Raw genomic sequence first — 24,986 nt, 5'->3', positions numbered from 1 at the left:
CGGTGTGGCGGCGATGACGGCCACCGTCAAGGACGAACTGAGCCGGCTACGGGTCGCGAAGCCCTGTTGCCGGCGGGCCGAGATGGCAGCCCTGCTGCGCTTCGGTGGGGGGCTGCACATCGTCGGGGGCCGCATCGTGGTCGAGGCGGAGCTGGATACGGGTGCGACCGCGCGCCGGCTGCGCCGGGAGGTCGCCGAGGTCTTCGGCTTCCCGTCCACGGTCGCGGTGCTCGCCGCCGGGGGGTTGCGCCGCTCGGTGCGCTACATCGTGCGGGTCGAACGCGACGGCGAACAGCTCGCCCGCTCGACGGGCCTGCTCGACCAGCGTGGCCGGCCCGTGCGCGGGCTGCCGCCGCAGGTCGTCACCGGCTCGGCCTGCGACGCGGCGGCGGCCTGGCGGGGTGCGTTCCTCGCCCACGGGTCGCTGACGGAGCCGGGCCGGTCCTGCTCGCTCGAGGTGACCTCGCCCGGTCCCGAGGCGGCGCTTGCGCTGGTCGGGGCGGCGCGGCGGCTCGGCGTGCAGGCCAAGAGCCGCGACGTGCGCGGGGTGGACCGGGTGGTCATCCGGGACGGGGACGCCATCGGCGCGTTGCTGACCAAGATCGGTGCCCATGACAGCCTGATGGCCTGGGAGGAGCGGCGGATGCGCCGCGAGGTCCGGGCGACGGCGAACCGGCTGGCGAACTTCGACGACGCCAACCTTCGCCGCTCGGCCCGTGCCGCGGTCGCGGCCGGGGCGCGCGTGCAGGCGGCGATGCGCATCCTCGGCGACGACGCGCCCGAGCACCTGCTCGCCGCGGGCCGACTGCGCCTGGAACACGCCCAGGCGTCGCTGGAGGAACTCGGCGCACTCGCCGACCCGCCGCTGACCAAGGACGCCGTCGCGGGGCGGATCCGGCGGCTGCTGGCGCTCGCGGACAAGCGGGCGAACGCACTGGGCATCCCCAACACCGAGGCAAGCGTCTCCCCGGACCTGCTGGAGAACGCCTGAGTGCTGACAATGCGTCATCTGGTTGATTCCGGGCATTTCGCTAGCTGGATCAACGCTATTTCTGATAAGGGCCCGTTGGTGGTGCAGCGTGCCGAGGTCAGATCAACGATGCCCGAACGTCCGTGGAATAATCGCGGGGTAGCACCATCGGGATCGCACGCAGGGGACGGTGCAGGCCTCGCGCCGCGGGGGTGCCCGAACGGTGGAGCGGCTCGGACGGTGTGACAGGCAGGCGTGGGACGTGCCTGGCCCGGGGGTCCGGGCGGGGGAGCGGCGGGAACCTCCGGATGCGGAGCATCGTCGTGACCGGGTGGGAGCAGGTAGCCCGACGGGCGCGTCGCCTCGTGTGAGGAGACCAACACCGCACGGTTCGGATTACCGCCGATGATGTGCGAACTCGTTAGGCTCCTGCCTCGACAACGAGATACCGACCTCCGGTCATGACGCAAGCGGCGGCATGACCGTCGAAACAACGAGACAAGACGGTAGGGAGTCCTGGACGTGGCTACGCGGGTGGGTGTCAACGGCTTCGGGCGGATCGGCCGTAACTTCTGGCGGGCGCTCGCGGCGAGCAGGCGGGACGACCTCGAGATCGTCGCCGTGAACGACCTGACCAACAACAAGACCCTCGCGCACCTTCTCAAGTACGACACCACCCTGGGCACGCTGGCCGCTCCGGTCAGCGTCGTCGACGAGGGCATCCGGGTCGGTGACACCCTGATCAAGGTGCTCGCCGAGCGCGACCCGGCCGCGCTGCCCTGGGGCGAGCTGGGCGTGGACATCGTCATCGAGTCCACCGGCCGGTTCACCAAGGCCGCCGACGCGGGCAAGCACCTCGCGGCGGGTGCCAAGAAGGTCATCATCTCGGCCCCGGCCAAGGACGAGGACCTCACCGTCGTCGTCGGCGTGAACGACGACGCCTACGACCCGGCGAAGCACCACATCCTGTCCAACGCCTCCTGCACCACGAACTGCGTGGCGCCGATGGCCAAGGTCCTCGACGAGGCGTTCGGCATCAGCCAGGGCCTCATGACGACCATCCACGCCTACACCAACGACCAGGTCATCCTGGACTTCCCGCACGAGGACCTGCGCCGGGCCCGGGCGGCGGCGCAGAACATCATCCCGACCACCACGGGTGCCGCCAAGGCCACCTCGCTGGTGCTGCCGCACCTCAAGGGCAAGCTCGACGGCATCGCCATGCGGGTGCCGGTGCTCGACGGTTCGGTCACCGACCTGGTCGCCACGCTGACCAAGCCGGCGACCAAGGAGGAGGTCAACGCGGCGTTCAAGGCGGCGGCCGAGGGCCCGCTCAAGGGCTACCTGGTCTACACCGAGGACCCGATCGTCTCCTCCGACATCGTGAACACCCCGGCGTCCTGCACCTTCGACTCGCTGCTGACGATGTCCGCCGGCAACCAGGTCAAGATCGTCGGCTGGTACGACAACGAGTGGGGCTACTCCAACCGGCTGGTCGACCTGACCGCCCTGGTCGGCGCCCGCCTCTAGGCGCGCCGTCGTCCTGGTTCCGCTGCAGTACGGATTCGCTGTGGTGCGAGGCGCTGTTCCGGCCGGGGCCGCCGTCCGCGGTCCCGGCCGTCGTGGTTGCGTCCCGCACTCTCCCTGTAGTCCCGCAACCGCAACGCCGCGGAGCGTGTCCGGCCAGGTTCCCGGTGGGGATCGCCGGAGGCGGTTCGCAGCATCGCCCGTCTCCCTTCCCCGGTCTCGAACCCAATGGAGTAACCAAGAGTGAGGACGATCGACGACCTGCAGGTCGCCGGGCACCGCGTCCTGGTCCGCAGCGATCTGAACGTGCCGCTGGACCGTTCGGGCGACACCCCGCGCATCACCGACGACGGCCGGGTCCGCGCCAGTGTCCCGACGATCGCCGCGCTGCTGGACCGCGGCGCGCGCGTGATCGTGACCTCCCATCTCGGCCGCCCCAAGGGTGAGCCCGACCCCAGGTACTCGCTGGAGCCGGTCGCGGCCCGCCTCGGCGAGCTGCTCGGCCGACCGGTCGCCTTCGCCGGCGACGGCACCGGCGACATCGCCGGCGCCCACGCACGCGAGGTCGTCGCGGGTCTCGGCGACGGCGAGGTGGCGCTGCTGGAGAACCTGCGTTTCTCTCCCGGCGAGACCAGCAAGGACGCCGTGACCCGGGCGTCGTTCGCGGACGCCCTGGCCGCCCTGGCCGAGTTCTACGTCGGCGACGCCTTCGGCGCGGTCCACCGGGCCCACGCCAGCGTCGCCGACGTGCCCAAGCGGCTGCCGCACGCGGCCGGCCGACTGGTGCTCACCGAGCTCGACGTGCTGCGCCGGCTCAGCGCCGACCCGGCCCGCCCCTACGCGGTGGTCCTCGGTGGCTCGAAGGTGTCGGACAAGCTCGGGGTCATCCGGGCCCTGCTGCCCAAGGTCGACGCGCTGCTCGTCGGCGGCGGCATGTGCTTCACCTTCCTCGCGGCCCTCGGCCACGGCGTCGGGGGCTCCCTGCTCGAAGCCGAGATGATCGACACCTGCAAGGCGCTGCTCGCCGAGGGCGGGGACCGCATCGTGCTGCCGACCGACGTCGTCGTCGCCGACCGCTTCGCCGCCGACGCGCAGACCGCCGTCGTCCCCGCCGACGGGATCGGGGACGGCTGGCTCGGCCTCGACATCGGCCCGGCGTCCACCGCGCTGTTCGCCGGACGGCTCGACGGCGCCGCCACCGTGTTCTGGAACGGCCCGATGGGCGTGTTCGAGCTCGCGCCGTTCGCCGCCGGCACCCGCGGGGTCGCCAAGGCCATCGCCGCCGGGGACGGCTTCTCCGTGGTGGGCGGCGGGGACTCCGCCGCCGCCGTGCGCACGCTCGGCATCCCCGAGGACGCCTTCAGCCACATCTCCACCGGCGGCGGGGCGAGCCTGGAGTACCTCGAGGGCAAGACACTGCCCGGCCTCGCGGCGCTCGATGTCTGAGACCGGGAGCGTGTGATGGCACCGCTGGGCCGGGGACGTTCCGAACGGGGCACCGAGAAGGGTAAGAACAGCGTGAGCAAGGACAAGGGCACCGGGCGGCGGACACTGGTGGCCGGCAACTGGAAGATGAACCTCAACCACCTTGAGGCCATCGCGCTGGTGCAGAAGATCGCCTTCGATCTCAAGCCCGCGGAGCTCGAGACCGTCGAGGTCGTCGTCATTCCTCCGTTCACCGACCTGCGCAGCGTCCAGACGCTGGTGGACGGCGACAAGCTCGCGCTCGGCTACGGCGCACAGGACCTCTCCCAGCACGGTTCCGGCGCCCACACCGGCGACATCAGCGGGTCGATGCTGGCCAAGCTCGGCTGCTCCTACGTCGTCGTCGGCCATTCCGAGCGCCGCGCCGACCACCACGAGGACGACGCCCTGGTCGCCGCGAAGGCAAAGGCGGCCTACGCCGCCGGGATCACGCCGATCCTGTGCGTCGGCGAGGTCGAGGAGATCCGCGCGGCCGGCACCCACGTCGAGCACGTGCTGGGCCAGCTCGCCGGGTCGCTCGCCGGGATCACCGCCGAGCAGGCCGCGACGATCGTCATCGCCTACGAGCCGGTGTGGGCGATCGGCACCGGCCGCACGGCGTCCGCCCAGGACGCCCAGGACATGTGCGCCGCCGTGCGCGGGAAGCTCGCCGAGCTCTACGGCGACGCGGCGGCCGCGGGCATCCGCGTCCTCTACGGCGGCTCGGTGAAGGCGGCGAACGCCGGCGAGCTGTTCACCATGCCCGACGTCGACGGCGGGCTTGTCGGCGGGGCCAGCCTCGTCGCCGAGGAGTTCGTCGGCATCGTGCGCAGCGGCCCGCCCGCCTGAGGCAGCCGCACCGAGCCCCGACGGGGCAGTCGCACCGAGAGCCCGGTGGGGGTGAACCCCGCCGGGCTCTCGTCGTCGGGGCGCGGTGCCAGATCTCGACGCGCGCAACGCTCGCCCCCCGGCCGGACCCGGCGGCGCATCGCCCGCACCCGGCGGGGTGCGTCACCACGGTCCGGGCGGGCGGGTGCGGTACCTTGGCGGAACCGTCGAGAATCGGCCGGCCGGGCCGTTCTGTGCGCGGCTGCCCGCCGTACACCCGGTCACGCGCCTGGCCCCTCACGGTGCCGGTTCCGGCGAGGTCTGGCCGGCGCGGGCGGATATTGTCGCATGACGACGTGTGCCGATACCGCCTGCCCCCCGACGGTCGCCGGATCCACCCACGTTGTTGGCAGGCGCAGGTTGCCGAGGAGCAGGAGCTGGTCTGAATGACGGTCGGTCTGTCGATCGCCTTGATCATCGCGAGTATTCTGATGATCCTGCTCGTCTTGTTGCACCGGGCCAAGGGCGGCGGTCTGTCCACCCTGTTCGGTGGGGGAGTGTCCTCGTCGCTCGGGGGTTCCTCCGTCGTGGAGAAGAACCTCGACCGGCTGACCGTCCTGGTCGGGACCGTGTGGTTCGTCTGCATCATCGGTCTCGGTCTGCTGCTGAAGAATTGAACGCCCCGCGTGCGCGCCGGCGCCCCCGCAGGGCGGCGGCATCCCGACTCGCGGCGCTCGCCGCCGTGCTCGCCGTCGCGGTCGCGGCCTGCAGCGGCGGTTCCGGCGGCTCCGGCCGCCTCGCCGCCCCCACCAGCCCCACCCCGACGGCCGCCGCCACGACCCCGCCGGCCGCCAAGCCCGGGGGCACCCTGCGCATCGTCGCCCAGCAGATGCCCAGCGGAGACCCGGGCTGGGCCGACCAGCCCGGCGAGCAGGCCGTGACCCGCCTCGTCACCCGCCAGCTCTACAGCTATCCCGCCGACGCCGACCCGGCGAAGTCGACGGTCCCGCGGCCCGACCTGGCCGCCGGGGCGCCGATCGTCACCGAGGAGGGGCTGGTCTACACCGTCCGGCTGCGGTCGGCGGCCCGCTGGGACACCCCGAACCAGCGGCGGATCACGGCCAACGACGTCGCCCGCGGCCTCAAGCGGCTGTGCGTGCCGCCGGACCCCTCCCCGCTGCGCGGCTACTTCGCCGCGACGGTCGTCGGCTTCCGCGAGTTCTGCACCGAGCTCGCGGCGACCCCGGTCGCGGACGCCGCCGCCTTCGTCGAGAGCAGCACCATCGAGGGGGTGGAGATCGTCGGCGACGACACCGTCGCGTTCCACCTGCTCGCCCCGGTGAATGACTTCGTCGACGTGCTGGCCCTGCCGGCGGCGTCGCCGGTGCCGCTGGAGGCGCTCGCCTACCCGCCCGACTCACCGGAGTACCTGCGCAACCTGGTCTCCGACGGGCCCTACCGGTTCACCATCGCCCCGGACGACGATGCCACGCCGGGCTACCGGCTGGCCCGCAACCCGTCGTGGAGCGCCTCCTCGGACGGCATCCGCCGGGCGCTGCCCGACCACATCACGATCACCGACGGGCTGACCCCCGAACAGATGCAGCAGCAGCTCGAACGCGGCGACGCGGACATGGCGCTCGACGGTGAACTCCCGGCCGGCCGGGCCGCGGAGCTGGCGAAGGCCAAGGATCCGCGCCTCGTCGTCGACCCGGTGGGGTCCACCCTGGCGCTCACGGTGGGCCTCGACGGGCCGTCCGCGGCCGCGCTGCGCGAACCGGTCATCCGCCAGGCGCTGCCGTACTGCGTGGACCGGGTGAGCCTGGCCGCGGCCCTCGGCGGCCCCGAGTTCGCCTCGACCACGGGCGGCCTGCTGCAGGAGCCGATGACCGGCTACCACGACGCCGACCCCTTCCCGAGCCCCGCCGGCCTCGGCGACCCGGCCCGCTGCCGGGAGGCGCTCAGCCAGACTCCCGGCGGCCCCGTCACGGCGCTGTCGCTGCTCACCACGGACAGCGCCACCGACGCGGCAGTCGCCGAGGCGCTGCGCACCGCGTTCGCCCGCGCCGGCGTCCGCCTCGACGTGCGGATCCGCACGGGTGCGCGGTTCGCCGCCGCGGCGAACCAGCCGACCGGCCAGTTCTGGGACCTGGCGCTGTCCACGATCACCCCGGCGTGGTTCGGTGACGCCGGGCGCACGGTCTTCCAGCCGCTGCTGGACGAGGACTGGCTCGGACCGCGGCCCGCCGACGGCGGCTACCGCGATCCGAACGCCTCCCGCCAGCTCGACGCCGCCCTGCGGGCCACCTCGGAGACCACCGCGGCGGCCTCGTGGGGCGCGCTGGAGCAGACGGTCGTCGGCAGCGCCGCGGTGATCCCGCTGGCGGTCGTGCACGCCCCCGAGTTCCACAGCGCGGGGGTCACGACGTTCGCGATCGTCCCGTCCGTCGGCACGGCCGATCCGTCCGCCGTGTCGCTCGGATCCGGATGACGCCCGACCCGTCCATGATCGTCCCGGCTGCGCATGGCCGAGTTGGGGTGGTCGGTGCATCCACGTTGGGCCGTGGCGGCCTACACTCCCCCCAGGACGTACCCGGAGGGACAACCCGGGGGAGTGGCCGGGAACGTCATGCTTGCGGAACCGGCTGTCGGATTCCGCGGTGGGGCACACCGCGGGGCCGCCGCAGCGGGTTCCGGGCTACCACCCATGGGACGAGACGAAGGAGCACGCGGGCCGTGGCAGGTGGCAACGCCATCCGGGGGAGCCGGGTCGGGGCAGGACCGATGGGAGAGGCGGAGCGCGGTGAGACCGCGCCCCGCCAGCGCATCTCCTTCTGGTGCGCCAACGCGCACGAGACGAGACCGTCGTTCGCCGCGGACGCGGCCATTCCCGACACGTGGGACTGTCCGAGCTGTGGCTTTCCGGCGGGGCGGGACCGGGACAACACCCCGGCCCCGCCGCGGACCGAGCCGTACAAGACCCATCTCGCCTACGTCCGGGAACGGCGTAACGAGAAGGACGGCGAGGCGATCCTCGCGGAAGCACTCGCGAAGCTGCGGGGTGCCCCCTAGGCTGATTCGAGGCCTGACGCCCGCCCGGCCTCCGGTCCGTGCCGCGCCCGCGGCCGTCCGGGGCCGGGCAGGCGGGCCGCTTCCGATCGGTGCCCGTTGCGGGTGCGCGGGACGCTCCCGGCCGGCTCCGTCAGGCCCGCCGCCGAGGATGGTGCGCCGTGACCACGAATGATGTCGGCGCCGGGCGGCTCGTCGCGGGGCGTTACCGACTGGCCGAATGGCTGGGCGCCGGTGGGATGGGCACCGTCTGGCGGGCGTACGACGAGGTGCTGCAGGTCGACGTCGCGGTCAAGGAGATCCGGTTTCCGGCCGACCTCGACGACGCCGAGCGGGCCGGCCAGGTCGAGACCGCGATGCGGGAGGCGCGCAACGCCGCCCGGCTGCGGGGCAACCCGCACGTCGTGACCGTCCACGACGCCGTCGAGCAGGACGGCCTGCCGTGGATCGTGATGGACTACGTGCCCGCCGCCACCCTCGCCGCCACCGTCGCAGGGCGGGGACCGCTGCCGGTGGAGCGGGCCGCCCAGGTGGGACTCGGCGTCCTCGACGCCCTCGTCGCCGGCAAGCGGCTCGGCGTGCTGCACCGTGACGTCAAGCCGTCCAACATCCTGCTGACGCAGGACGGCCGGGTGCTGCTCACCGACTTCGGCATCGCCACGCACGTCTCCGACCCGACGCTCATCGGCGGACTCGGCAGCGGCGGCACCCCCGCCTACCTGGCGCCCGAGCGGCTGCTCGGCGGCGCCGCGACCCTGGCCGGCGACCTGTTCGCGCTCGGCGCCACCCTGTACCTCGCGGTCGAGGGCGTCTCCCCGTTCCAGCGGGAGAGCGTGCCGCTGACCGTCGGCGCGGTGCTGCACGCCAACCCGCCCGATTTCACCCGCGCCGGGCCGCTGGCCCCCGCGATCTCGGGGCTGCTGGCCAAGAGCCCGGCGAGCCGGCTGCGCCCGGACGGCGCGCACGCCCTGCTCACCCGGGCGCTGTCCGCCTCCGCGCGGGCGCACCCGGAGGCCGGCCCGCGCCGTCGAGGTGCGGGCGGTGCGGCGGGATCCGTTTCAGTGGCCCGCAGCGGTGCGACACAGGACGGCCCGCCCACCGCCGGGGGTGGAGCTGCGACGCCGGTGTCCCTGGTGGCGTCACCGCGACTCCCTCTCGACGGCGGGTCGGGACGGCGTCGGGTGGTCGCCGGTGGTGGGTCGGGACGGCGTCCCGCGGGCGGCGTGCCGGCGGGGTGGGACCTGGCGGGGGGCGGGGTCCTGCGGTCGGCGCCGAGCGGAGTGCGCCGGAGCCGGCGGCTGACCGGCCTGGTGCTCGCCGCCCTGCTGCTGGTGCTGGTCGTGGCGGCGGTCGGACGCCTGCTCCTGCCCGCCGGTGGTGGCGGTGCCGGCGGCAGTGATCTGCCCGCGGGCATGATCGGACGATGGCGGGGCACCGTCAGCCAGGGCACGGTCTCGTATCCGGTCGAGATCACCCTCGCCGGCGGCCGAGTGGGCGAGACCCTCGGCCGGGCCTGGAACACCCGCGACGGCTGCACCGCCGACCTGCGACTACTGGCCGTCGACAGTGCCGGAGCTCACTTCACCGAACGACTCACCGCGGGCGTCGGGGAGTGTTTCGCGCTCGAGGCCGAGGTGCTCGCGCTGGGCACCGACGCCACTCTCGACTACCACTATCCGGCGTCCCCGCTGACCTCCGGCGGGCATGCGGTCCTGCGTCGCGTGTCCGGATGACGCGAGGACGCGGATTTCCACCCGCGACAGGTGACCGGGAGCGACGGCCGGGCGGCTGCGGGCGGGTATGACCCGGGTCTCGGCCCGCAGGCCCCGCGCGGACCGGCGACCGTGCCCCGTCTCCGGGGCGCGGTACTGACTGGAGGTGCCGCGGTGGATCCCGACTTCCCGTTGCTGAGCGTGTTTCTCTACATGGTCTGGTTCTTCGCCTTCGTGCTGTGGCTGTTCCTGCTGTTCGCCGTGATCACCGACGTCTTCCGCAGCCCGGACCTGTCCGGCTGGGCGAAGGCCGCCTGGACCGCCGCGATCGTCGTGCTGCCCTGGCTCGGTGTGATCGCCTACCTCATCGCCCGCGGCGGCAGCATGCACGAGCGCAGCCGCGCCGCGGCGGATCGGGACGAGCGGATGTGGCGGGCGTACCTCGAGCGGGCCGCGGCCCCGACGAGCAGCGCCGACGAGCTGGTCAAGCTCGCGGACCTGCGTGATCAGGGAATCATCAGCGACGCCGAGTTCGAACGCGGCAAGACGCGGATCCTCGCCTGAGTGCAGGCGGCGGCCCGGGGCAGCGGGCCCGAAGACGCCGGGCCCGAAGTCGGCGGGCCCGGCGAATCCGGCCCCCCCGACCGACGACCGACCTCACCACCCACCGACCCACCGACCCGCCGCCCCAGCCGTCGCTCGGTGCGCCGTGCGTGGCTGGGTGGCGGGTTGGGGTGGCGAGTGTCACTGGGGTGGCGGAGTCAGGCGGCGGGTGTCAGCGCTGGGGCGCTGGCAGGCGGGAGGCGGCCGCCTGGTCGACCAGCCAGAGGGTGCGCTCGCGGCCGACGGCTCCGGTCGCCGGGACGTCGATCGGCCCGGCTCCGGAGAACGACGCGGCCACCGCCGCGGCCTTCTCCTCGCCCGCGACGATCACCCACACCTCGCGGGCGGACTGGATCGTTGGCAACGTCAGCGAGATGCGTTCCGGCGGCGGCTTCGGGCAGTCGTGCACGGCCACCACCGGCTCCGTGGCCACGACCCCCGGCGAGTTCGGGAACAGCGACGCGACGTGCCCCTCCGGGCCGAGACCGAGCAGCACGACGTCGAACGCGGGGACCGCGGCGCCGGGCGCGGCGCGACCGGCGAGCAGGGCCGCGTACTCCGCCGCCGCCGACTCCGGGTCGGCGTAGCCGGACGCCGCAGTGGCGCCCTCGACATCCCCACCGGCCGTCTGGGCCGCACGATGGCCCATCGGGAACACCCGCTTCGGGTCGACCGGGATGTGGTCGAGCAGCGCCTCGCGGGCCTGCCGGTCGTTGCGGTCGGGCGAGTCCGCGGGGACGAACCGCTCGTCGCCCCACCAGACGTCGACCCTGGACCAGTCGACCGCGTCGACCGCGGGGCTCGTCCGGACCGCGCGCAGCAGCGCGATGCCGATGCCGCCGCCGGTGAGCACCACCGACGCCTCGCCGCGGGCCGCCTGTCCGTCGATCAGCCGGGTGATCAACCGGGCGGCGGTGGCGCGGGCGAGGAGGCCGGCGTCGCGGTGCGGGACGAGCTGCGGCTCGGCTGTCATGCGCCGCCCGCCTTCGGCCGCTCCGCCGCCGCCGTGGACCCGGCGGTTTCGGATCCGGAAGTCGAGCTGGTGGCCGGGCCGGGCTTCGGGCGCTTCGCCCGGACGGCCGAGCTCGACGGGCCGCCGGGAGCGGTGCTTCCGGCGGGGGTGCTTCCGGCGGCCGTGCTTCCGGCGGCGGTGGCCGCCGCGGCCTGGGCGGCGCCGCCGGTCGGCGCAGCGGTGCTGGTGGCCGTCTCGGACCTGTCCATCGGGTCGTGCCAGATGTGCTCGCGGTGCGGCGAGCGGTCGGCGAGGTGCGCCAGGCCGCTCCAGGTGCCCAGCGCCTCGCCGAAGACCTCGTCGTCGTCGAGCCGGCGCAGCTCCTCGGCGAGCAGTTCGCCGACGCCGCGGCCCGGCAGCGGGAGGACCCGGTCCGGGTAACCGGACCGGGAGATCGTCGCCGTCCGGGAGTCGGTCCGGAAGATCGCGAGCTCGGAGCCGCCGAAGGACACGGTGACCTTCGTGATGTCGGGACGGGTCCCGACCTCCTCGACGGACACGGGGATGTCGAGCTTGTTCTGCAGCCAGCCGGCGAAGAGCTGGGCGCTGGGATTGGCCCGACCGGAGGTGATCACCGCCGAGCCGGGCCGGTCGCTGACGGTGTCGAACGCCGCGGCGAGCAGGGTCCGCCACGGCGTCAGGCGGGTCCACGACAGGTCCGTGTCGCCGGGGGCGAAGTCCTTCGCCCGCTGCGACAGCGCGGCCAGCGGGTCGGGGGCGGCGGTGACGTCGGTGACGCGGCGGTCGGCGAAGACGCCGAGCGGATCGTAGGCGATCCGGGTCGGCGGCTCGTCGTGCCACCAGGTGACCACCGGGGCGTCCGGGGCGAGCAGCGGCAGCACGACCGACTCGGCGTGCAGCGCCAGGCGTCCCGACATCCGCATGACGACGGCCTCACCCGGCCCGAGCCGGCCGCCGATCGAGACCTCGGCGTCCAGCCGCGGATGCGGCGACTCGATCTGGCGGCGCACCACGATGAGCAGCCGGCACGGGTGGGCGGAGGCCGCGAGCGTCGCCGCGCCCTCGGCCTCGCTGACGTGCTTCTCGTCGACGACGACGACGAGGGTGAGCGCCAGCCCGAAGGCCAGCGCCCCGGCCGCCCGCCGCTCGGCGGAAAGGGCCTTGACCACCTCAGAACCGGTGGTGTCCCACAGTGTGGTCACGAGGGGCTCCTGTCCGTCCGCGGGAGTGGGCCGGCGGGCGGCAGGGAGCCTCGGTCGCCGGCAGGGTGCACGCCGTGGTGGCCGGCTGGGCGCAGCCGGTGGGTGGGCGCGCTCATGGCCGCCGCCACCGGCGGTCGTCCGCGGCGAGCATCTCGTCGGCCGCCGCCGGCCCCCAGCTGCCCGCGCGGTAGCGGTGCGGGGTCGTGCTCGCCCAGTACTCCTCCAGCGGGTCGACGATCCGCCAGGACTCCTCGACCTCGGCGTTGTTCGGAAACAGCGTCGCGTCGCCGAGCAGCACGTCGAGGATGAGCCGCTCGTAGGCCTCGGGCAGCGCCTCGGTGAACGCCTCGCCGAACAGGAAGTCCATCGCGACGTCGCGGACCTCCATCGCCGAGCCGGGCACCTTGGACCCGAACTTCAGGGTGACGCCCTCGTCGGGCTGCACCCGGATGACGAGCTGGTTGTTGCCGAGCTCGGCGGTGTCGGTCTGGTCGAACGGCAGGTGCGGCGCCTTCTTGAACACGATCGCGATCTCGGTGACGCGCCGCGGCAGCCGCTTGCCGGTCCGCAGGTAGAACGGCACCCCGGCCCAGCGGCGGGTCTCGATGCCCAGGCGCACCGCGGCGAACGTCTCCGTCCGGGAATCCGGTGGGATGTCCTTCTCGTCGAGATAGCCGGGCACCCGTTCCCCGGCGAGCCAGCCCTGCTCGTACTGGCCGCGCACGGCGTAGCGGGCGAGGTCGCCGGGCAGCGAGACGGCGCGCAGCACCTTGAGCTTCTCGGTGCGGATCGTCTCCGGGCCGAAGCTGACCGGCTCCTCCATCGCGGTGAGGGCGAGCAGCTGGAGCAGGTGGTTCTGGAGCACGTCGCGGGCGGCGCCGGTCTCGTCGTAGAAGCCGGCACGGGTGCCGATGCCGACGTCCTCGGCCATGGTGATCTGCACCGAGTCGACGAACTGCGAGTTCCAGACCGGCTCGTACAGGTTGTTCGCGAACCGCAGCGCGAACAGGTTCTGCACCGTCTCCTTGCCCAGGTAGTGGTCGATCCGGTACACCCCCGACGGGGTGAACACGTCGTCGACCAGGGCGTTGAGCTCGCGGGCCGAGGCCAGATCGTGCCCGAACGGCTTCTCGATGACGACCCGGCGCCAGCCACCCGAGTCCTGCGCCGAGGACAGGTTCGTGCGCTGCATCTGCTTGAGCACGACCGGGAACGCCGAGGGCGGGATGGACAGGTAGAACGCGGCATTGCCCCCGATGCCGTGCGAGCGCTCCAGGTCCTCCAGCGTCGAGGCGAGCCGGTCGAAGGCGGCGTCGTCGTCGAAGGAACCCTGCAGGAAGCGGATGGAGCCGGCCAGCCGGTCCCAGACCTCGTCCCGGAACGGGGTACGCGCGCCCTTCTCGGCGGACTCACGGGCGAAATCGACGAAATCGCCGTCCGACCAGTCCCTGCGCGCGAAACCGAGCAGCACGAAGCCGGGCGGCAGCAGCCCGCGGCTGAACAGGTCGTAGACGGCGGGAATCAGCTTCTTGCGGGCCAGGTCGCCGGTCGCCCCGAACACCACGAGGGCGCTCGCGTCCGGCAGCCGGGGCAGTCTGCGGTCACGTGGATCCCGCAGCGGGTTGGATCTCACCGTGGGCGCCACCCGTTCCCCCTTCGTTCTCGCTTCGGTCTACCGAGGTTGTTTCACCTGCGACCATCGCCTGTCCATGACGGACGCTGAGACGATCACCACGGCCGCGGACCGGCCCGGTCATCCGGCCGATCAGGGTCATGCTCACGACGCGGGACGTGCCTGCTAGCCGTCCGTACCGGACCTGCCGAGCTGCTGCGCGATGGTGCCGAGCAGCTGGTTCCACGAGTCCTCGAACTTCTGTACTCCCTGGGTCTCCAGGGTCTCGATCACGTCGTCGATGTCCACGCCGACGGCGGCCAGCGCGGCGAACACCTGGCGGGCGTCGTCGTAGTGCGGGCGGATGGTCTCGCCCTTGACCTGGCCATGGTCGGCGAACGCCTGCAGGGTCGCCTCGGGCATGGTGTTGACGGTGCCGGGCGCGATCAGCTCGGAGACGTAGATCGTGTCCGGCAGGGACGGGTCCTTCGTCGAGGTCGACGCCCACAGCGGACGCTGCGGCTTCGCGCCCTTCGCGGCCAGCGCCTTCCACCGAGGGGTGGCGAACGCCTTCTCGTACCGTTCGTAGGCCAGTCGGGCATTCGCGATCGCCGTCTTCGCGTGCAGCGCCTTCGCCTCCGGCGTGCCGATCTTGTCCAGTCGCGCGTCGACCTCGGAGTCGACCCGGCTGACGAAGAACGACGCGACCGAGGCCAGGTCGCTGACGTCCCGGCCGGCCTCGATCGCCTGCTCGACGCCGGACATGAACGCGTCGATCACGGCGTCGTAGCGGTCCAGGCCGAAGATCAGGGTGACGTTCACGCTGATGCCCTGGGCCAGGGTCTCGGTGATCGCCGGCAGCCCGTCCTGGGTGGCCGGAATCTTGATGAACAGGTTGGGGCGGTCCACCAGCCACCACAGCGCCCGGGCCTCGGCGACGGTGCGCTCGGCCTCATGGGCCAGGCGGGGGTCGACCTCGAGGGACACCCGCCCGTCCACCCCGCCGGAGGCGTCGTAGACGCCGCGCAGCACGTCACAGGCTTCGCGGACGTCCGCCGCGGTGATCGCGCGCACCGCCTCGCCGACGTCGACACCGCGGACCTTCAGGTCGCGCAGCTGCTCGTTGTACAGGTCGCTGGACGCAATCGCCTTCTGGAAGATCGTCGGATTGCTGGTGACACCGACGACGCTGCGGTTGGCGACGAGATCGGCGAGGTTGCCGGTGCGCAGCCGGTCCCGGCTGATGTCGTCCAACCAGACCGCCACTCCGGCGGCCGAGAGCTCGGACAGGGGGTTGCTCATCGGGCTTTGGTTCCTCTCCGCGGGCGGTGAACGTCCACAACTGGTCGAGCCGTTCGCAAGGTCGAGCCGTTCGCAAGGTCGAGCCGTTCGAAGGTCCAGCCGTACGTAGGGTCAAGCCGTTCTCAGACTGCAAGTCGTTCTCGGTGCCGGTGATGCCCGCCGCCGGGAGGCGGATCCGGTGCGCCGCCCACCGGCGCAGTCGGGCGGCGCCGCCGACGCCGGCAGTTCCGGCCCGACGCCAGCCTGCTCCCCTGTGGGCACTACCCCGTCGCGCCGGCTCCATCCCAGTCTCGTTCCAGTGTGATCCCCATCTGTTCGACTCCGTGACGCGCGGGTAGCGGTTGGAAGAACACCCGGCGCGAACTGGCGCGACGGGGCCCGTGAGACACACCACGCCGGGTCTCGCCGCGGCGGTGGCGGCCGGTGTCCGGCGGTCCGGACGGCCGGGCGCGGCCGGCGACGTGATCCAGACCGCACGGCCCGTTGCCCGGTCCGGGCGCGGCCGCCGCGCGTGTGCCCCAATCCGGCGGCTAGACTCCGACACGTCGTAGAACACCGTCCGCTCCGTCCCCGGGGCTCCGTACAGTGCGGGTCGTCCGCCGATCCCGCCGATCGCGAGGTCGCTCTGTCTACCGAGGCCGCCCTTCGTCGCCGGCACGTCACCACACGCGGACCGGTGCGGTCGGGCACCTCTCCGTCGGTGATCGCCGCAACCACGCTGCCACCGACCCTGGACCATGTCCCGGCCCAGGGTGCCCCCGACGGCCCGGCCCGCAGCGCCCCCGACCGTGCGGACGCTTCTCACCCGGCGACCGAGCCCGCGCCGATCGGGTCCGCGCCGATCGGGTCCGCAACGATCGGGTCCGCAACGATCGGGTCCGCAACGATCGGGTCCGCGCCGACCGGAGCAGCCACGCCGTCCCCCGCGACCGCGACGCCCACCGGTGGCACGATCACCGCTGGGGCCGGTCACTCGAACGGCGTCGCGAAGCCCACCCGGGTCGGCCTCCCCACCGGCCTTGAGGTTTCGAACGGAGTGGCGGTCTCGAACGGGATCAGCGCGTCGAACGGTGTCGCGGTCTCGAACGGTGTCGCGGTCTCGAACGGGGTCAGCGCATCGAACGGGGTCAGCGCGTCCAGCGGCACGGCGGTCTCGCGTGCAGCGGTCTCCCCGGCCGGTGCCGTCCTGTCGAACGTGACGGTGATCCCCCACGGTTCGGCCGCCAGGCCCCGCGTCGGGTCCGGCTCGAACGGCACGTCCGGCTCGAACGGCACCTCCGGCTCGAACGGAACCGCGTCCCCCACGGCGACCCACGGCTACGGTTCCGCCCTGGCGGTGTCGAACGGCACGGTGGCCGCCCACGGGGAGCCCGCAGCCGCGGTGCCCCCCGCCGCGGGTGGGCTCGCCGCGGTGAACGCGAAGATCCGCGCCTACGTCGCCCTCATGAAGCTGCGCGTGGTCGAGCTGCTGCTCATCACCACCGTGCCGGTGATGATGCTCGCGGACCGCGGGATGCCCTCGCTCTGGCTGATCGCCGTCACCCTCGTCGCCGGCACCCTGGCGGCCGGCAGCGCCAACACGATCAACTGCTACGTCGACCGGGACATCGACCAGGTCATGGGCCGCACCAAGCGCCGCCCGCTGGTCCGTGCCACCGTCACCCCGACCGAGGCCCTGACCTTCGGCATCGTCATCGGCATCGTCTCGACGCTGATGTTCGGCCTGCTGGTGAACTGGCCGTCGGCGCTGCTGGCGGACGGCGCGATCGCCTTCTACGTCTTCGTCTACACCCTCGGGCTCAAGCGCCGCACCCCGTCGAACATCGTCATCGGCGGCGCCGCCGGCTGCTTCCCCGTCCTCATCGGGTGGTCCGCGGTCACCGGCACCGTGGGCTGGTCCGCGGTGCTGCTGTTCGCCGTGGTGTTCTTCTGGACCCCGCCGCACTTCTGGGCGCTGGCGATGAAGTTCCGCGACGACTACGCCGCCGCCGGCATCCCGATGCTGCCCGTCGTCGCCCCCGTCGAGGTGGTGACCCGGCGCATCGTCGGCTACTCCTACGCGATGGTGGCCGCCTCGCTCGCGCTGGTCCCGGTGGCCCACACCGGCCCGGTGTACCTGGTGTCCGCGGTGGTCGTCGGCGCCTGGTTCCTCGCTGAGGCGCACCGCATCGACCGCCGGACCCGCCGCGGCGACGACCCCCGCCCGATGCGCCTGTTCCACATGTCGATCACCTACCTGACGCTGCTGTTCGTCGCGATCGCGGTGACCGCCGTCGTCTGAGCAGCCGCGCGGCACAGTCCGGGTCGGTCCGGGGCACTCAGCCCAGCTTCTCGCCGTACACGTGGTCGACCGTCATGCGCATGAGCACCCGGCGGTCGGCCACCATCACCGACCGGTACTCGTCCCAGTCCGGGTGCTCCCCGGCGGCGCTGCGGTAGTAGTGCACCAGCGCCTCGACCTCGGGCCCGTGGGGGTCGGTCCCCGGCCCGACGAGCGTCGCCGTGCCCTCGGCGGTGGCCCAGGCCCGGCCGTCCGGGCTGGTGACCTCCAGGGTGGCGCGCGGGTCCCGCCGCAGGTTCGCCGTCTTGGCCCGGCCTTCGGTCATCGACACGTGCAGGACCCCGGTCTCCCGGTCGAAGAAGGGCTGGACGGGCGAGAGCTGGGGCCGACCGTCCGCCTTGATCGTGGCTAGGACACCGAGTCGACTCGCCGCGAGCAGCGCCCGCGGGTCGAAGGGCGTAGTGGTCATGTCCGAGCCAACCCACGCCCGTCCGACCCGTATTCCTGCCGCAGACAGTGGACGAGCCGTCGCTCGCCCGCCCGCCTTCCGGCCACATCGCGGTCAGATCGCGGTCAGATCGCGGTCAGATCGTGCCGAGGCCTGGGCACGGTTTTCTGGCCGAAAAGCGTGCCGGACCCTCGGCATGTCTGTGTGCGCGAGCGACCACAGAACGGGTGTGACGTGGGCCGGGTCGACGGGCGCCGAGTGGGCGGCGGTGGCGCGAGGCCAGCTGGTAACCCTGGGCAGATCGCGGTCTCCCCAGAGGCAGATCAGCAATGGTCCGCTGCGACGGGAGCTCGGACCACCGTCAGGAGCGTGGCGCACCAACGGTCAGGGGAAGATCTCCGTCGGTCGCCGAGACGTCGGTCGCGGGAGCGTGGGTGGCGAGGACGGTGGTCGCGGAGGCTTCGGTCGGCGTGACGTCGGTCGCGGGAGCATGGGTGGCGAGGACGGTGGTCGCGGGGGCGTCGACCGGCGGACTGACGGTAGACGCCCGGGGGCTGGCCAGGGCCGGGCGGGTGACCATGGCCAGCCACAGGCGCAGCGCGACGACCCACATGACGGTGGCGCCGGTCATGTGCAGGGCGACGAGGCCGGACGGGACGCCGAGGAAGTACTGGGCGAAGCCGATGCCGGCCTGCGCGACGACCACGGCGACCAGGGCGAGCGAGTCGCGCCGGGCGGCCGCGGGGGCGGCGGTGACCCGCACCGCGAACGCCATCGCCGCGACCAGGCCGGTCAGCAGCATCGCGCCGTCGGCGTGCAGCTGGGAGACGTTGACGATGTCGAAGCCGAACCGGGCGGGGTGCTCGCTGTCACCGCTGTGCGGGCCGGTCCCGGTCACCACCGTGCCGAGGACGAGCACGCCGGCCGAGACGACGACGAGCAGCCGGGCCAGCCACAGCAGCGCGGGGGCGACCGCCGGGGTCACCGCACCCGCGCCCTGGCGGGCCCGCCGGTCGAGGACGACCGCGTTCCACAGCAGCACCATGGACAGCAGGAAGTGGGCGGCGACGGTCACCGGGTTGAGCTTCGTCAGGACCGTGATGCCGCCCAGCACCGCCTGGCCGAGGTAGCCCAGCCACAGGCCGAACGACAGCAGGGTCAGGTCCCGGCGGCGGCCCTCGCGCAGGCGCAGCGCCATGATCGGGGTGATGAGCACCACGAGCCCGACGACCAGCCCGACGACCCGGTTGCCGAACTCGATCGCGCCGTGCAGGGCGTACTCGGAGTGCGGCGTGAACGAGCCGTCGCCACACTGCGGCCACGTCGGGCAGCCCAGGCCGGAGCCGCTGAGCCGGACGACTCCGCCGCTGACCACGATCAGGGACAGCGCGAAGACGTTGAGCGCGGTGACGACCTGGAACGCGCGCCGGCTGACGAGCGGCAATCTCCGACGCGTTGTAGAAGCTGGCACGGGTGCCATAGTAACGCCCGGTGCGCCCACGCCTGCCCGGCCGGACGCGGCGCCGCCCGGTCGGGTCATGCGCGGCGGCCGGTTACTCCCAGCGGAACGTGCGGGCGGCCAGGCCCAGGGTCACCACGGCCCACACCGCGAGCACGACCAGGTTGCGGACCCCCGGGCCGGAGCCGTCGGCGAGGACGTCGCGCAGCCCGTCGGACAGCGCGGCGGTGGGCAGCACCTCGGCGATCGCCCGCAGCCAGCCGGGCAGTTCCGACAGCGGGAAGACCACCCCGCCGATCAGCAGCAACAGCAGGTAGACGCCGTTGGCGGCGGCGAGCGTCGCCTCGGCGCGCAGGGTGCCGGCCATGAGCAGACCGAGCCCGGAGAATGCGGCCGTACCGAGCACGAGCAGCGCCAGCACGGACGGCACGGCGCCGGCCCCGCCGCTGGGATCCCAGCCGAGCGCGAAGCCGACGGCGAGCAGCAGGACGAGCTGGATGACCTCGACGGCGAGCACTGCCGCGGTCTTGCCGGCGAGCAGGATCGAGCGCGGCAGGGGCGTCGCGCCGAGGCGTTTGAGCACCCCGTAGGAGCGTTCGAAGCCGGTGGCGATCGCCTGGCCGGTGAACGCGGTCGACATCACCGCAAGCGCCAGCACCCCGGGGACGAGGAAGTCCACCGACTTCTCGGTACCGCTCGGCAGCACGTCCACGGCGGTGAAGAAGGCGAGCAGGCCGACCGGGATGATCATGGTCAACAGCACGGACTCGCCGCGACGCAGGGTGAGGATCAGTTCGAGCCGGGTCTGCGCGGCGAACATCCGGGCGCGGGTGGCCGCCGCCGGCGCCGGGCGCAGGTCGAGCAGACGGGACCCCGTGCCGGAGCCGTCACGGCCGGCAGTCGGCGGAAGGGGACCCGGGCCGCCGGGCGCGCCGAAGGCGTCGGCGGCGGTCACGAGCCCAGCTCCGAACCGGTCAGCTCCACGAAGACGTCCTCCAGCGTTCGTTGCTCCACCCGGAGATCCTCCGCGAGCACGCCGTTGCCGGCGCACCAGGCGGTCACCGCGGCGAGCAGCTGCGGGTCGACCGTGCCCTGGACCAGGTAGTGCCCGACCGGCCCCTCGTGGGCGGTGGTGCCGTCCGGCAGCGCCAGCAGCAGCTTGCCGAGCTCCAGGCCGGTCGGGGCGCGAAAGCGCAGCTGGCCCTCGGCGCCGCCACGGGTGAGTTCGGCGGGCGAGCCGACGGCCACGACCCGGCCGCGGTTGATGATGATCACCTGGTCGGCGAGGCGCTCGGCCTCGTCCATCGCGTGGGTGGTGAGCACGACGGTGACGCCGGCCGTGCGCAGCTCCTCGACGAGCTCCCAGGTGGTGCGCCGGCCCGCGACGTCCAGCCCGGCCGTCGGCTCGTCGAGGAAGACCAGCTCGGGGCGGCCGACCACGGCCATCGCCAGCGACAGCCGCTGCTGCTGGCCGCCGGACAGCCGGCGGAACGGGGTGGCGGCGGAGTCGGTCAGGCCGAGCCGGTCCAGCAGGGCCGCGGGATCGAGCGGGTGGCGGTGGTGCGCGGCGACCAGCCGCAGCATCTCCCCGGCCCGGGCGCCCGGGTACATCCCGCCGGCCTGGAGCATCACGCCGACGCGGGGACGCAGGGCGACCGCGTCGGCGATCGGGTCGCGGCCCAGGATGCGGACCTCGCCCGCGTCGGCCCGGCGGAAGCCCTCGCAGATCTCCACGGTCGTCGTCTTGCCGGCGCCGTTGGGACCCAGCAGCGCCGTCACCGAGCCGACCGGGACGCTCAGCGACAGCTCGTCGACCGCGCGGATCCGGCCGTCGGAGGAGGCGGCCCGCCCCGCCGGCGCCGCGAGCGTGGCGGGCATCGTCGAGACCTCGGTGAACGGCGCGGGCCGCAGCGCCGGCGCGGCGGAGGCGCGGCGGCCACGTCGACCGTTGCCCCGGGAGCCCTCACCGCGCGCGGTGGCGGACCGGGAGGGAACGGACCGCGCGGAGTAGGTCTTCACGAGGCCAGTGACGCTGACTGCCAGGATCTCGGCCACCTGGCGATCCTACGGATCCGACCGGGGGCCAGGGGGGCCGGTACCCGCCACCTCGGAGCCGACCCGCCCGCCGGGCACCCTCAACGTCGTTGTTGCGGCGGCCGGATGGGCAGGACGCGGCGCCGCGCGCCGACCGCCACCGGCTCGCCCGGCTCCACCAACGCGCCCCAGGCGCCGAGCCGCTCGTAGAGCATCGACGGCGTCGTGCTGTACAGGCGTGACAGCGACTGCAGGTCGGAGCGGCGCAGCCGCAGGATGTCGCGGGAGCTGTCCGAGCGCAGGACCTGCACGATCGCGATCCAGCGCCGCAGCGGACCGGTCCGGGTCGGCGGCAGCTTGCGCAGCCGGCGCAGATCGATGACGAGCGGGGGAAGGTGGTCGACGTCACGGCGGTCGGCTGCCGGCGGGACCAGCAGGGTCGCGGGAACGTCGTACAACTCGGCGAGCTCGACCAGCCGGTGCACCCGCAGGGTGCGGGAGCCTCGTTCGTAGGCCCCCAGCGTGCCCGCGGTCCACCGGCCGTGGGTGCGCTCCTGGACATCCAGCAGCGACATGCCACGCCGGTTGCGCGCCGCGCGAAGCCGGCGCCCGAGCTCCAGGGCGTAGTCCGCCTCGGTCACGGTCTCCGTCCGGGTCAGGTCGACAGGAGACGCCAACCGCCCCCAGTGACAGCCTGTCAGGCATCGGTGCGCCTGGCAGCCGGTTCGACCAAGAAGACGCGAGGGAATGTGGCCCCGGCGTGGTCCCGCGAATGCGGGGTGCAGCAGATCTCGGGGCTGCGTCGCCCGGAAAGTAGCGCTCGGTGACCGACTTGCGCCCCTTGTCATGATCGCACCCGGCGGCGAAAGTGGCCGCGCGGCGGCCGGTCCGCGCCCGTCTCGGTGACTGCCGAAGCAGGTCAGCGAGGTGCGGCGGGGGCGGCGGGGTCGTCGCGGTCGTCGAGGTCGTCGAGGTCGTCGGCCCAGTCCCGGGCGCGGTCGACGGCGGAGCGCCACCGGCGGTAGGCGCGGTCGCGCCGGTCGGCCGGCATCGCCGGGTGGTAGCGCCGCTCGCTGCGCCGGTGCGCGGCCAGCGCGGCGGGGTCGGTGAAGAAGCCGGTCGCCAGGCCCGCCAGGTACGCGGAGCCGAGCGCCGTGGACTCGATGTTGTCGGGCACGTCGACGTCGACGCCGAGCATGTCGGCCTGGAACTGCATCAGCCACGGGTTGCGCGCGGCCCCGCCGTCCGCGCGCAGCTCCCGCACGGCGAAGCCGGCGGCGGCCATCGCCTCGACGACGTCACGGGTCCGGTAGGCGATCCCCTCCAGCACCGCGCGGGCCAGGTGCGCCCGGCCGGTGCCGCGGGTGATCCCGAGCAGGGTGCCGCGGGCGCGCGGATCCCAGTGCGGCGCGCCGAGGCCGGTCAGCGCCGGGACGAAGTAGACGCCGTCGTTGCCGGGCAGCGAGGCGGCCAGGTCGGCCGTCTCGGCGGCGTCGCGGATGACGCCGAGGGAGTCGCGCAGCCAGCCGACGGCCGCGCCGGTGGACAGGATCGCGCCCTCCAGGGCGTAGCGCACGGGCTCGCCGTCGAGCTGGTAGGCGATGGTCCGCAGCAGCGACGACTGCGGCGGCGGCACCGCCGTCCCGGTGTTGACCAGGACGAACGAGCCGGTGCCGTAGGTGTTCTTGGCCTGCCCCGCCTCGACGCAGCCCTGGGCGAACAGGGCGGCCTGCTGGTCACCGACGGCGGCGGCCACCGGGATCCGCACGCCGAGGAAGGCGTCCGGGTCGGTCTCGGCGTAGACCCGGGAGCTCGGCACCACGTCGGGCAGCAGCTCGGCGGGCACGTCGAACAGGTCCAGCATGTCGGGAGCCCAGGCCGCGGCGGCGAGGTCGAGCAGCAGCGTCCGGGACGCGTTCGTGACGTCGGTGACGTGGACGGCGCCGGCGGTGAGCTTCCACACCAGCCAGGAGTCGACGGTGCCGAAGGCGAGTTCGCCGCGGCCCGCCCGCCGGCGCAGCGCCGGGTCGCGGTCCAGAATCCAACCGATCTTCGTGGCGGAGAAGTATGGGTCGAGGACCAGGCCGGTGCGGGCGCCGACCGTGCCCGCGTGCCCGTCGGCGGCCAGGCGCTCGCAGCGCGCGGCCGTGCGCCGGTCCTGCCAGACGATCGCCGGACCGACCGGGGCGGAGGAGGACCGCTCCCACACCACGGTGGTCTCCCGCTGGTTGGTGATGCCCAGCGCGGCCAGGTCCGCGGGACGGCGACCGGCATCGGCCAGCGCCGCGGCGACGGTGTCGACGACACTGCGCCACAGCTCCTCGGGATCCTGCTCGACCCAGCCGGGCCGGGGGAATTGGGGATGGATCTCCGTGTAGCCGCGCCCGACGACCGTTGCGTCCCGGTCGAGCAGGCAGACGGTCGTCCCGGTGGTGCCCTGGTCGACCGCGGCCACCACGCTGCCCCGCGCCGGTGTTCCCATCGTCGCCTCCCGCCCCGCGCCGCCGTCCCGCCGATCTTGCCGCAATTCGGGGGAACGGGCATGGCGCCATGCCCGGGCGGCGGTCAGCCCAGGCTGGACAGGTCGACGGCGGAGCCGGGCGGGGTGACGGCGGCGGCCGGCCCGAAGTCGTCGAAGGTCAGCTGGTTGGTGGAGCTGCCCGCGACGGTGATCCGCAGGGGGTAGGCGGGGCCGGTGTTCGCGACGAGGAAGGTCGTGCCGTCGGGCGCCGCGGCCCGCACCGCCCGGGCGCCGCCGACCTTCTCCCGCCGCACCTCGCCGGTGAGCCCCACGAGGTAACTGCCGAGGGAGTCGCTGAGTTTGCCGAGGGTGAAGTAGCTGTACTTGGCGGCGTCGGCGGGCGCGAGCCGGACCCACCGGTCGGCGAGCAGGTCCGCGGCGGCACTGTCGCCCGTCGCCGTGTAGAAGGAGCGGCCACGGCGGACGTAGGTATCGTCCTTGATCTTGACGAGCTGGGTCCGCTGGCCGTACTCCTCGATGGTGCCCCGGGTTGTCGTGGCGGACATCACCAGGTCGTAGCGGGCGGGGGAGTCGGAGCTGGGGTCCTCCTCGGTGCCCACCACGTGCACGCCGGGGACGGAGCGCAGCGCCGTGAGCGTCCGGGAGCCGACCTCGGCGGCCGGCAGCTTCTCCAGGCCGTTGGTCTTCTCGCCTCCGCCGCCGCAGGCCGCGACCGCGCCGAGCGCGAGCAGCAGGCCGAGCCCGAGCAGGGTCCGTCCGAGCAGGGTCCGCCCGATGGCGCCGCGCCGTGGTCGAGCCCGCATCCGTCCGCCGCCTCCCCGTCCGAGGTCCGCCGGGGGTGGGGGTCCGCAGGGACGACCCGCCCGGTGGTGCCGCAAGTCTGGCATCACGCCGCCAGCGGTGGCCGACCGGCCACCAGTCGTGGGTAGATGTTGTGCGGAGCCGGAGTGCGACCGGCCCCGGCGCCGCGCCTGTGACCCCGGCTGTGATGGAGATCGCCTCGGGGTGGACCTGATCGGG

Annotated in this window: 23 protein-coding genes; 10 read left to right on the top strand and 13 right to left on the bottom strand. The window is 73.6% G+C overall.

The annotated features are described in order from the left end of the window. The first annotated feature begins 4 nt into the window (after positions 1-4). The 9 genes from whiA (at position 5) to FRAAL_RS20025 (ending at position 10,134) form a co-directional block, all read left to right on the top strand. Positions 5-991, top strand: a complete 987-nt coding sequence (gene whiA, locus FRAAL_RS20065) for a DNA-binding protein WhiA (RefSeq protein WP_009399443.1) — start codon at positions 5-7, stop codon at positions 989-991. Positions 992-1,492: 501 nt separating this feature from the next. Further along, entirely contained in the window at positions 1,493-2,500 is a 1,008-nt protein-coding gene (gene gap / locus FRAAL_RS20060; RefSeq protein ID WP_011605704.1) for a type I glyceraldehyde-3-phosphate dehydrogenase, read from the top strand. Between the two features lie 240 nt (positions 2,501-2,740). Further along, positions 2,741-3,943, top strand: coding sequence for a phosphoglycerate kinase (locus tag FRAAL_RS20055; protein WP_011605703.1), 1,203 nt, complete (start codon positions 2,741-2,743; stop codon positions 3,941-3,943). Positions 3,944-3,958: 15 nt separating this feature from the next. Continuing rightward, entirely contained in the window at positions 3,959-4,810 is an 852-nt protein-coding gene (gene tpiA, locus FRAAL_RS20050; protein WP_231861121.1) for a triose-phosphate isomerase, read from the top strand. Positions 4,811-5,235: 425 nt separating this feature from the next. Beyond that, complete coding sequence (secG, locus tag FRAAL_RS20045; RefSeq protein WP_011605700.1) at positions 5,236-5,466, top strand: preprotein translocase subunit SecG; 231 nt, start codon at positions 5,236-5,238, stop codon at positions 5,464-5,466. Then, positions 5,463-7,280: an ABC transporter substrate-binding protein gene (locus FRAAL_RS20040; protein ID WP_050997190.1), complete on the top strand. Its 1,818-nt coding sequence runs from the start codon at positions 5,463-5,465 to the stop codon at positions 7,278-7,280. The genes secG and FRAAL_RS20040 overlap by 4 nt, the downstream gene beginning before the upstream one ends. Before the next feature lie 245 nt (positions 7,281-7,525). Continuing rightward, positions 7,526-7,861, top strand: coding sequence for an RNA polymerase-binding protein RbpA (locus FRAAL_RS20035; protein ID WP_009399449.1), 336 nt, complete (start codon positions 7,526-7,528; stop codon positions 7,859-7,861). 158 nt (positions 7,862-8,019) lie between these two features. Beyond that, positions 8,020-9,591: a serine/threonine-protein kinase gene (locus FRAAL_RS20030; protein ID WP_011605696.1), complete on the top strand. Its 1,572-nt coding sequence runs from the start codon at positions 8,020-8,022 to the stop codon at positions 9,589-9,591. Between the two features lie 153 nt (positions 9,592-9,744). After that, positions 9,745-10,134 (top strand): SHOCT domain-containing protein, encoded by a 390-nt coding sequence (locus FRAAL_RS20025; protein ID WP_041939537.1) that lies wholly within the window; start codon positions 9,745-9,747, stop codon positions 10,132-10,134. Positions 10,135-10,345: 211 nt separating this feature from the next. Here the strand turns inward: FRAAL_RS20025 and pgl are convergent, their stop codons facing one another. The 6 genes from pgl to FRAAL_RS20000 all read right to left on the bottom strand — a co-directional run bounded on the left by pgl (position 10,346) and on the right by FRAAL_RS20000 (position 16,567). Continuing rightward, entirely contained in the window at positions 10,346-11,146 is an 801-nt protein-coding gene (gene pgl / locus FRAAL_RS20020) for a 6-phosphogluconolactonase (RefSeq protein WP_011605694.1), read from the bottom strand. Beyond that, the gene (locus FRAAL_RS20015; RefSeq protein WP_011605693.1) at positions 11,143-12,348 is read right to left on the bottom strand and encodes a glucose-6-phosphate dehydrogenase assembly protein OpcA; all 1,206 of its coding nucleotides are present in this window, start codon (positions 12,346-12,348) and stop codon (positions 11,143-11,145) included. The genes pgl and FRAAL_RS20015 overlap by 4 nt, the downstream gene beginning before the upstream one ends. A 112-nt stretch (positions 12,349-12,460) precedes the next feature. After that, a complete protein-coding gene (gene zwf / locus FRAAL_RS20010) occupies positions 12,461-13,993 on the bottom strand; it encodes a glucose-6-phosphate dehydrogenase (protein WP_011605692.1) in 1,533 nt (510 codons plus the stop codon). Positions 13,994-14,146: 153 nt separating this feature from the next. After that, positions 14,147-15,262 carry a transaldolase gene (tal, locus tag FRAAL_RS20005; RefSeq protein WP_011605691.1) on the bottom strand — a complete coding sequence of 372 codons (1,116 nt, stop codon included), beginning with the start codon at positions 15,260-15,262 and terminating at the stop codon, positions 14,147-14,149. Between the two features lie 801 nt (positions 15,263-16,063). After that, the gene (locus tag FRAAL_RS33585; RefSeq protein WP_162137481.1) at positions 16,064-16,204 is read right to left on the bottom strand and encodes a hypothetical protein; all 141 of its coding nucleotides are present in this window, start codon (positions 16,202-16,204) and stop codon (positions 16,064-16,066) included. A 27-nt stretch (positions 16,205-16,231) separates the two neighbouring features. Next, positions 16,232-16,567, bottom strand: coding sequence for a hypothetical protein (locus tag FRAAL_RS20000; protein WP_011605690.1), 336 nt, complete (start codon positions 16,565-16,567; stop codon positions 16,232-16,234). Positions 16,568-16,673: 106 nt separating this feature from the next. On the opposite strand from FRAAL_RS20000, the gene FRAAL_RS19995 reads away from it, so the two are divergent. After that, positions 16,674-17,543, top strand: coding sequence for a heme o synthase (locus tag FRAAL_RS19995; protein ID WP_041940779.1), 870 nt, complete (start codon positions 16,674-16,676; stop codon positions 17,541-17,543). A gap of 37 nt (positions 17,544-17,580) precedes the next feature. Here FRAAL_RS19995 and FRAAL_RS19990 read toward each other — a convergent pair whose 3' ends face one another. From FRAAL_RS19990 to FRAAL_RS19960, 7 genes are all read right to left on the bottom strand, one after another. Then, positions 17,581-18,012: a PPOX class F420-dependent oxidoreductase gene (locus FRAAL_RS19990; protein ID WP_011605688.1), complete on the bottom strand. Its 432-nt coding sequence runs from the start codon at positions 18,010-18,012 to the stop codon at positions 17,581-17,583. A gap of 340 nt (positions 18,013-18,352) precedes the next feature. After that, a complete protein-coding gene (locus FRAAL_RS19985) occupies positions 18,353-19,471 on the bottom strand; it encodes a COX15/CtaA family protein (RefSeq protein WP_050997189.1) in 1,119 nt (372 codons plus the stop codon). Between the two features lie 73 nt (positions 19,472-19,544). After that, positions 19,545-20,405: an ABC transporter permease gene (locus FRAAL_RS19980; protein WP_011605686.1), complete on the bottom strand. Its 861-nt coding sequence runs from the start codon at positions 20,403-20,405 to the stop codon at positions 19,545-19,547. After that, complete coding sequence (locus FRAAL_RS19975) at positions 20,402-21,505, bottom strand: ABC transporter ATP-binding protein (protein ID WP_011605685.1); 1,104 nt, start codon at positions 21,503-21,505, stop codon at positions 20,402-20,404. The genes FRAAL_RS19980 and FRAAL_RS19975 overlap by 4 nt, the downstream gene beginning before the upstream one ends. Before the next feature lie 80 nt (positions 21,506-21,585). Further along, positions 21,586-22,125, bottom strand: coding sequence for a transcriptional regulator (locus tag FRAAL_RS19970; RefSeq protein WP_041940778.1), 540 nt, complete (start codon positions 22,123-22,125; stop codon positions 21,586-21,588). Positions 22,126-22,403: 278 nt separating this feature from the next. Then, the gene (gene glpK, locus FRAAL_RS19965; RefSeq protein ID WP_011605683.1) at positions 22,404-23,966 is read right to left on the bottom strand and encodes a glycerol kinase GlpK; all 1,563 of its coding nucleotides are present in this window, start codon (positions 23,964-23,966) and stop codon (positions 22,404-22,406) included. A gap of 83 nt (positions 23,967-24,049) precedes the next feature. After that, positions 24,050-24,769, bottom strand: coding sequence for a hypothetical protein (locus tag FRAAL_RS19960; RefSeq protein ID WP_011605682.1), 720 nt, complete (start codon positions 24,767-24,769; stop codon positions 24,050-24,052). Between the last annotated feature and the right edge of the window lie 217 nt (positions 24,770-24,986).

Origin of the sequence: Frankia alni ACN14a (assembly GCF_000058485.1) — a bacterium.
Classification (GTDB): domain Bacteria; phylum Actinomycetota; class Actinomycetes; order Frankiales; family Frankiaceae; genus Frankia; species Frankia alni.
The sequence above is the reverse complement of the archived record's forward strand: the minus strand, read 5'-3'. Positions and strand labels throughout refer to the sequence as shown.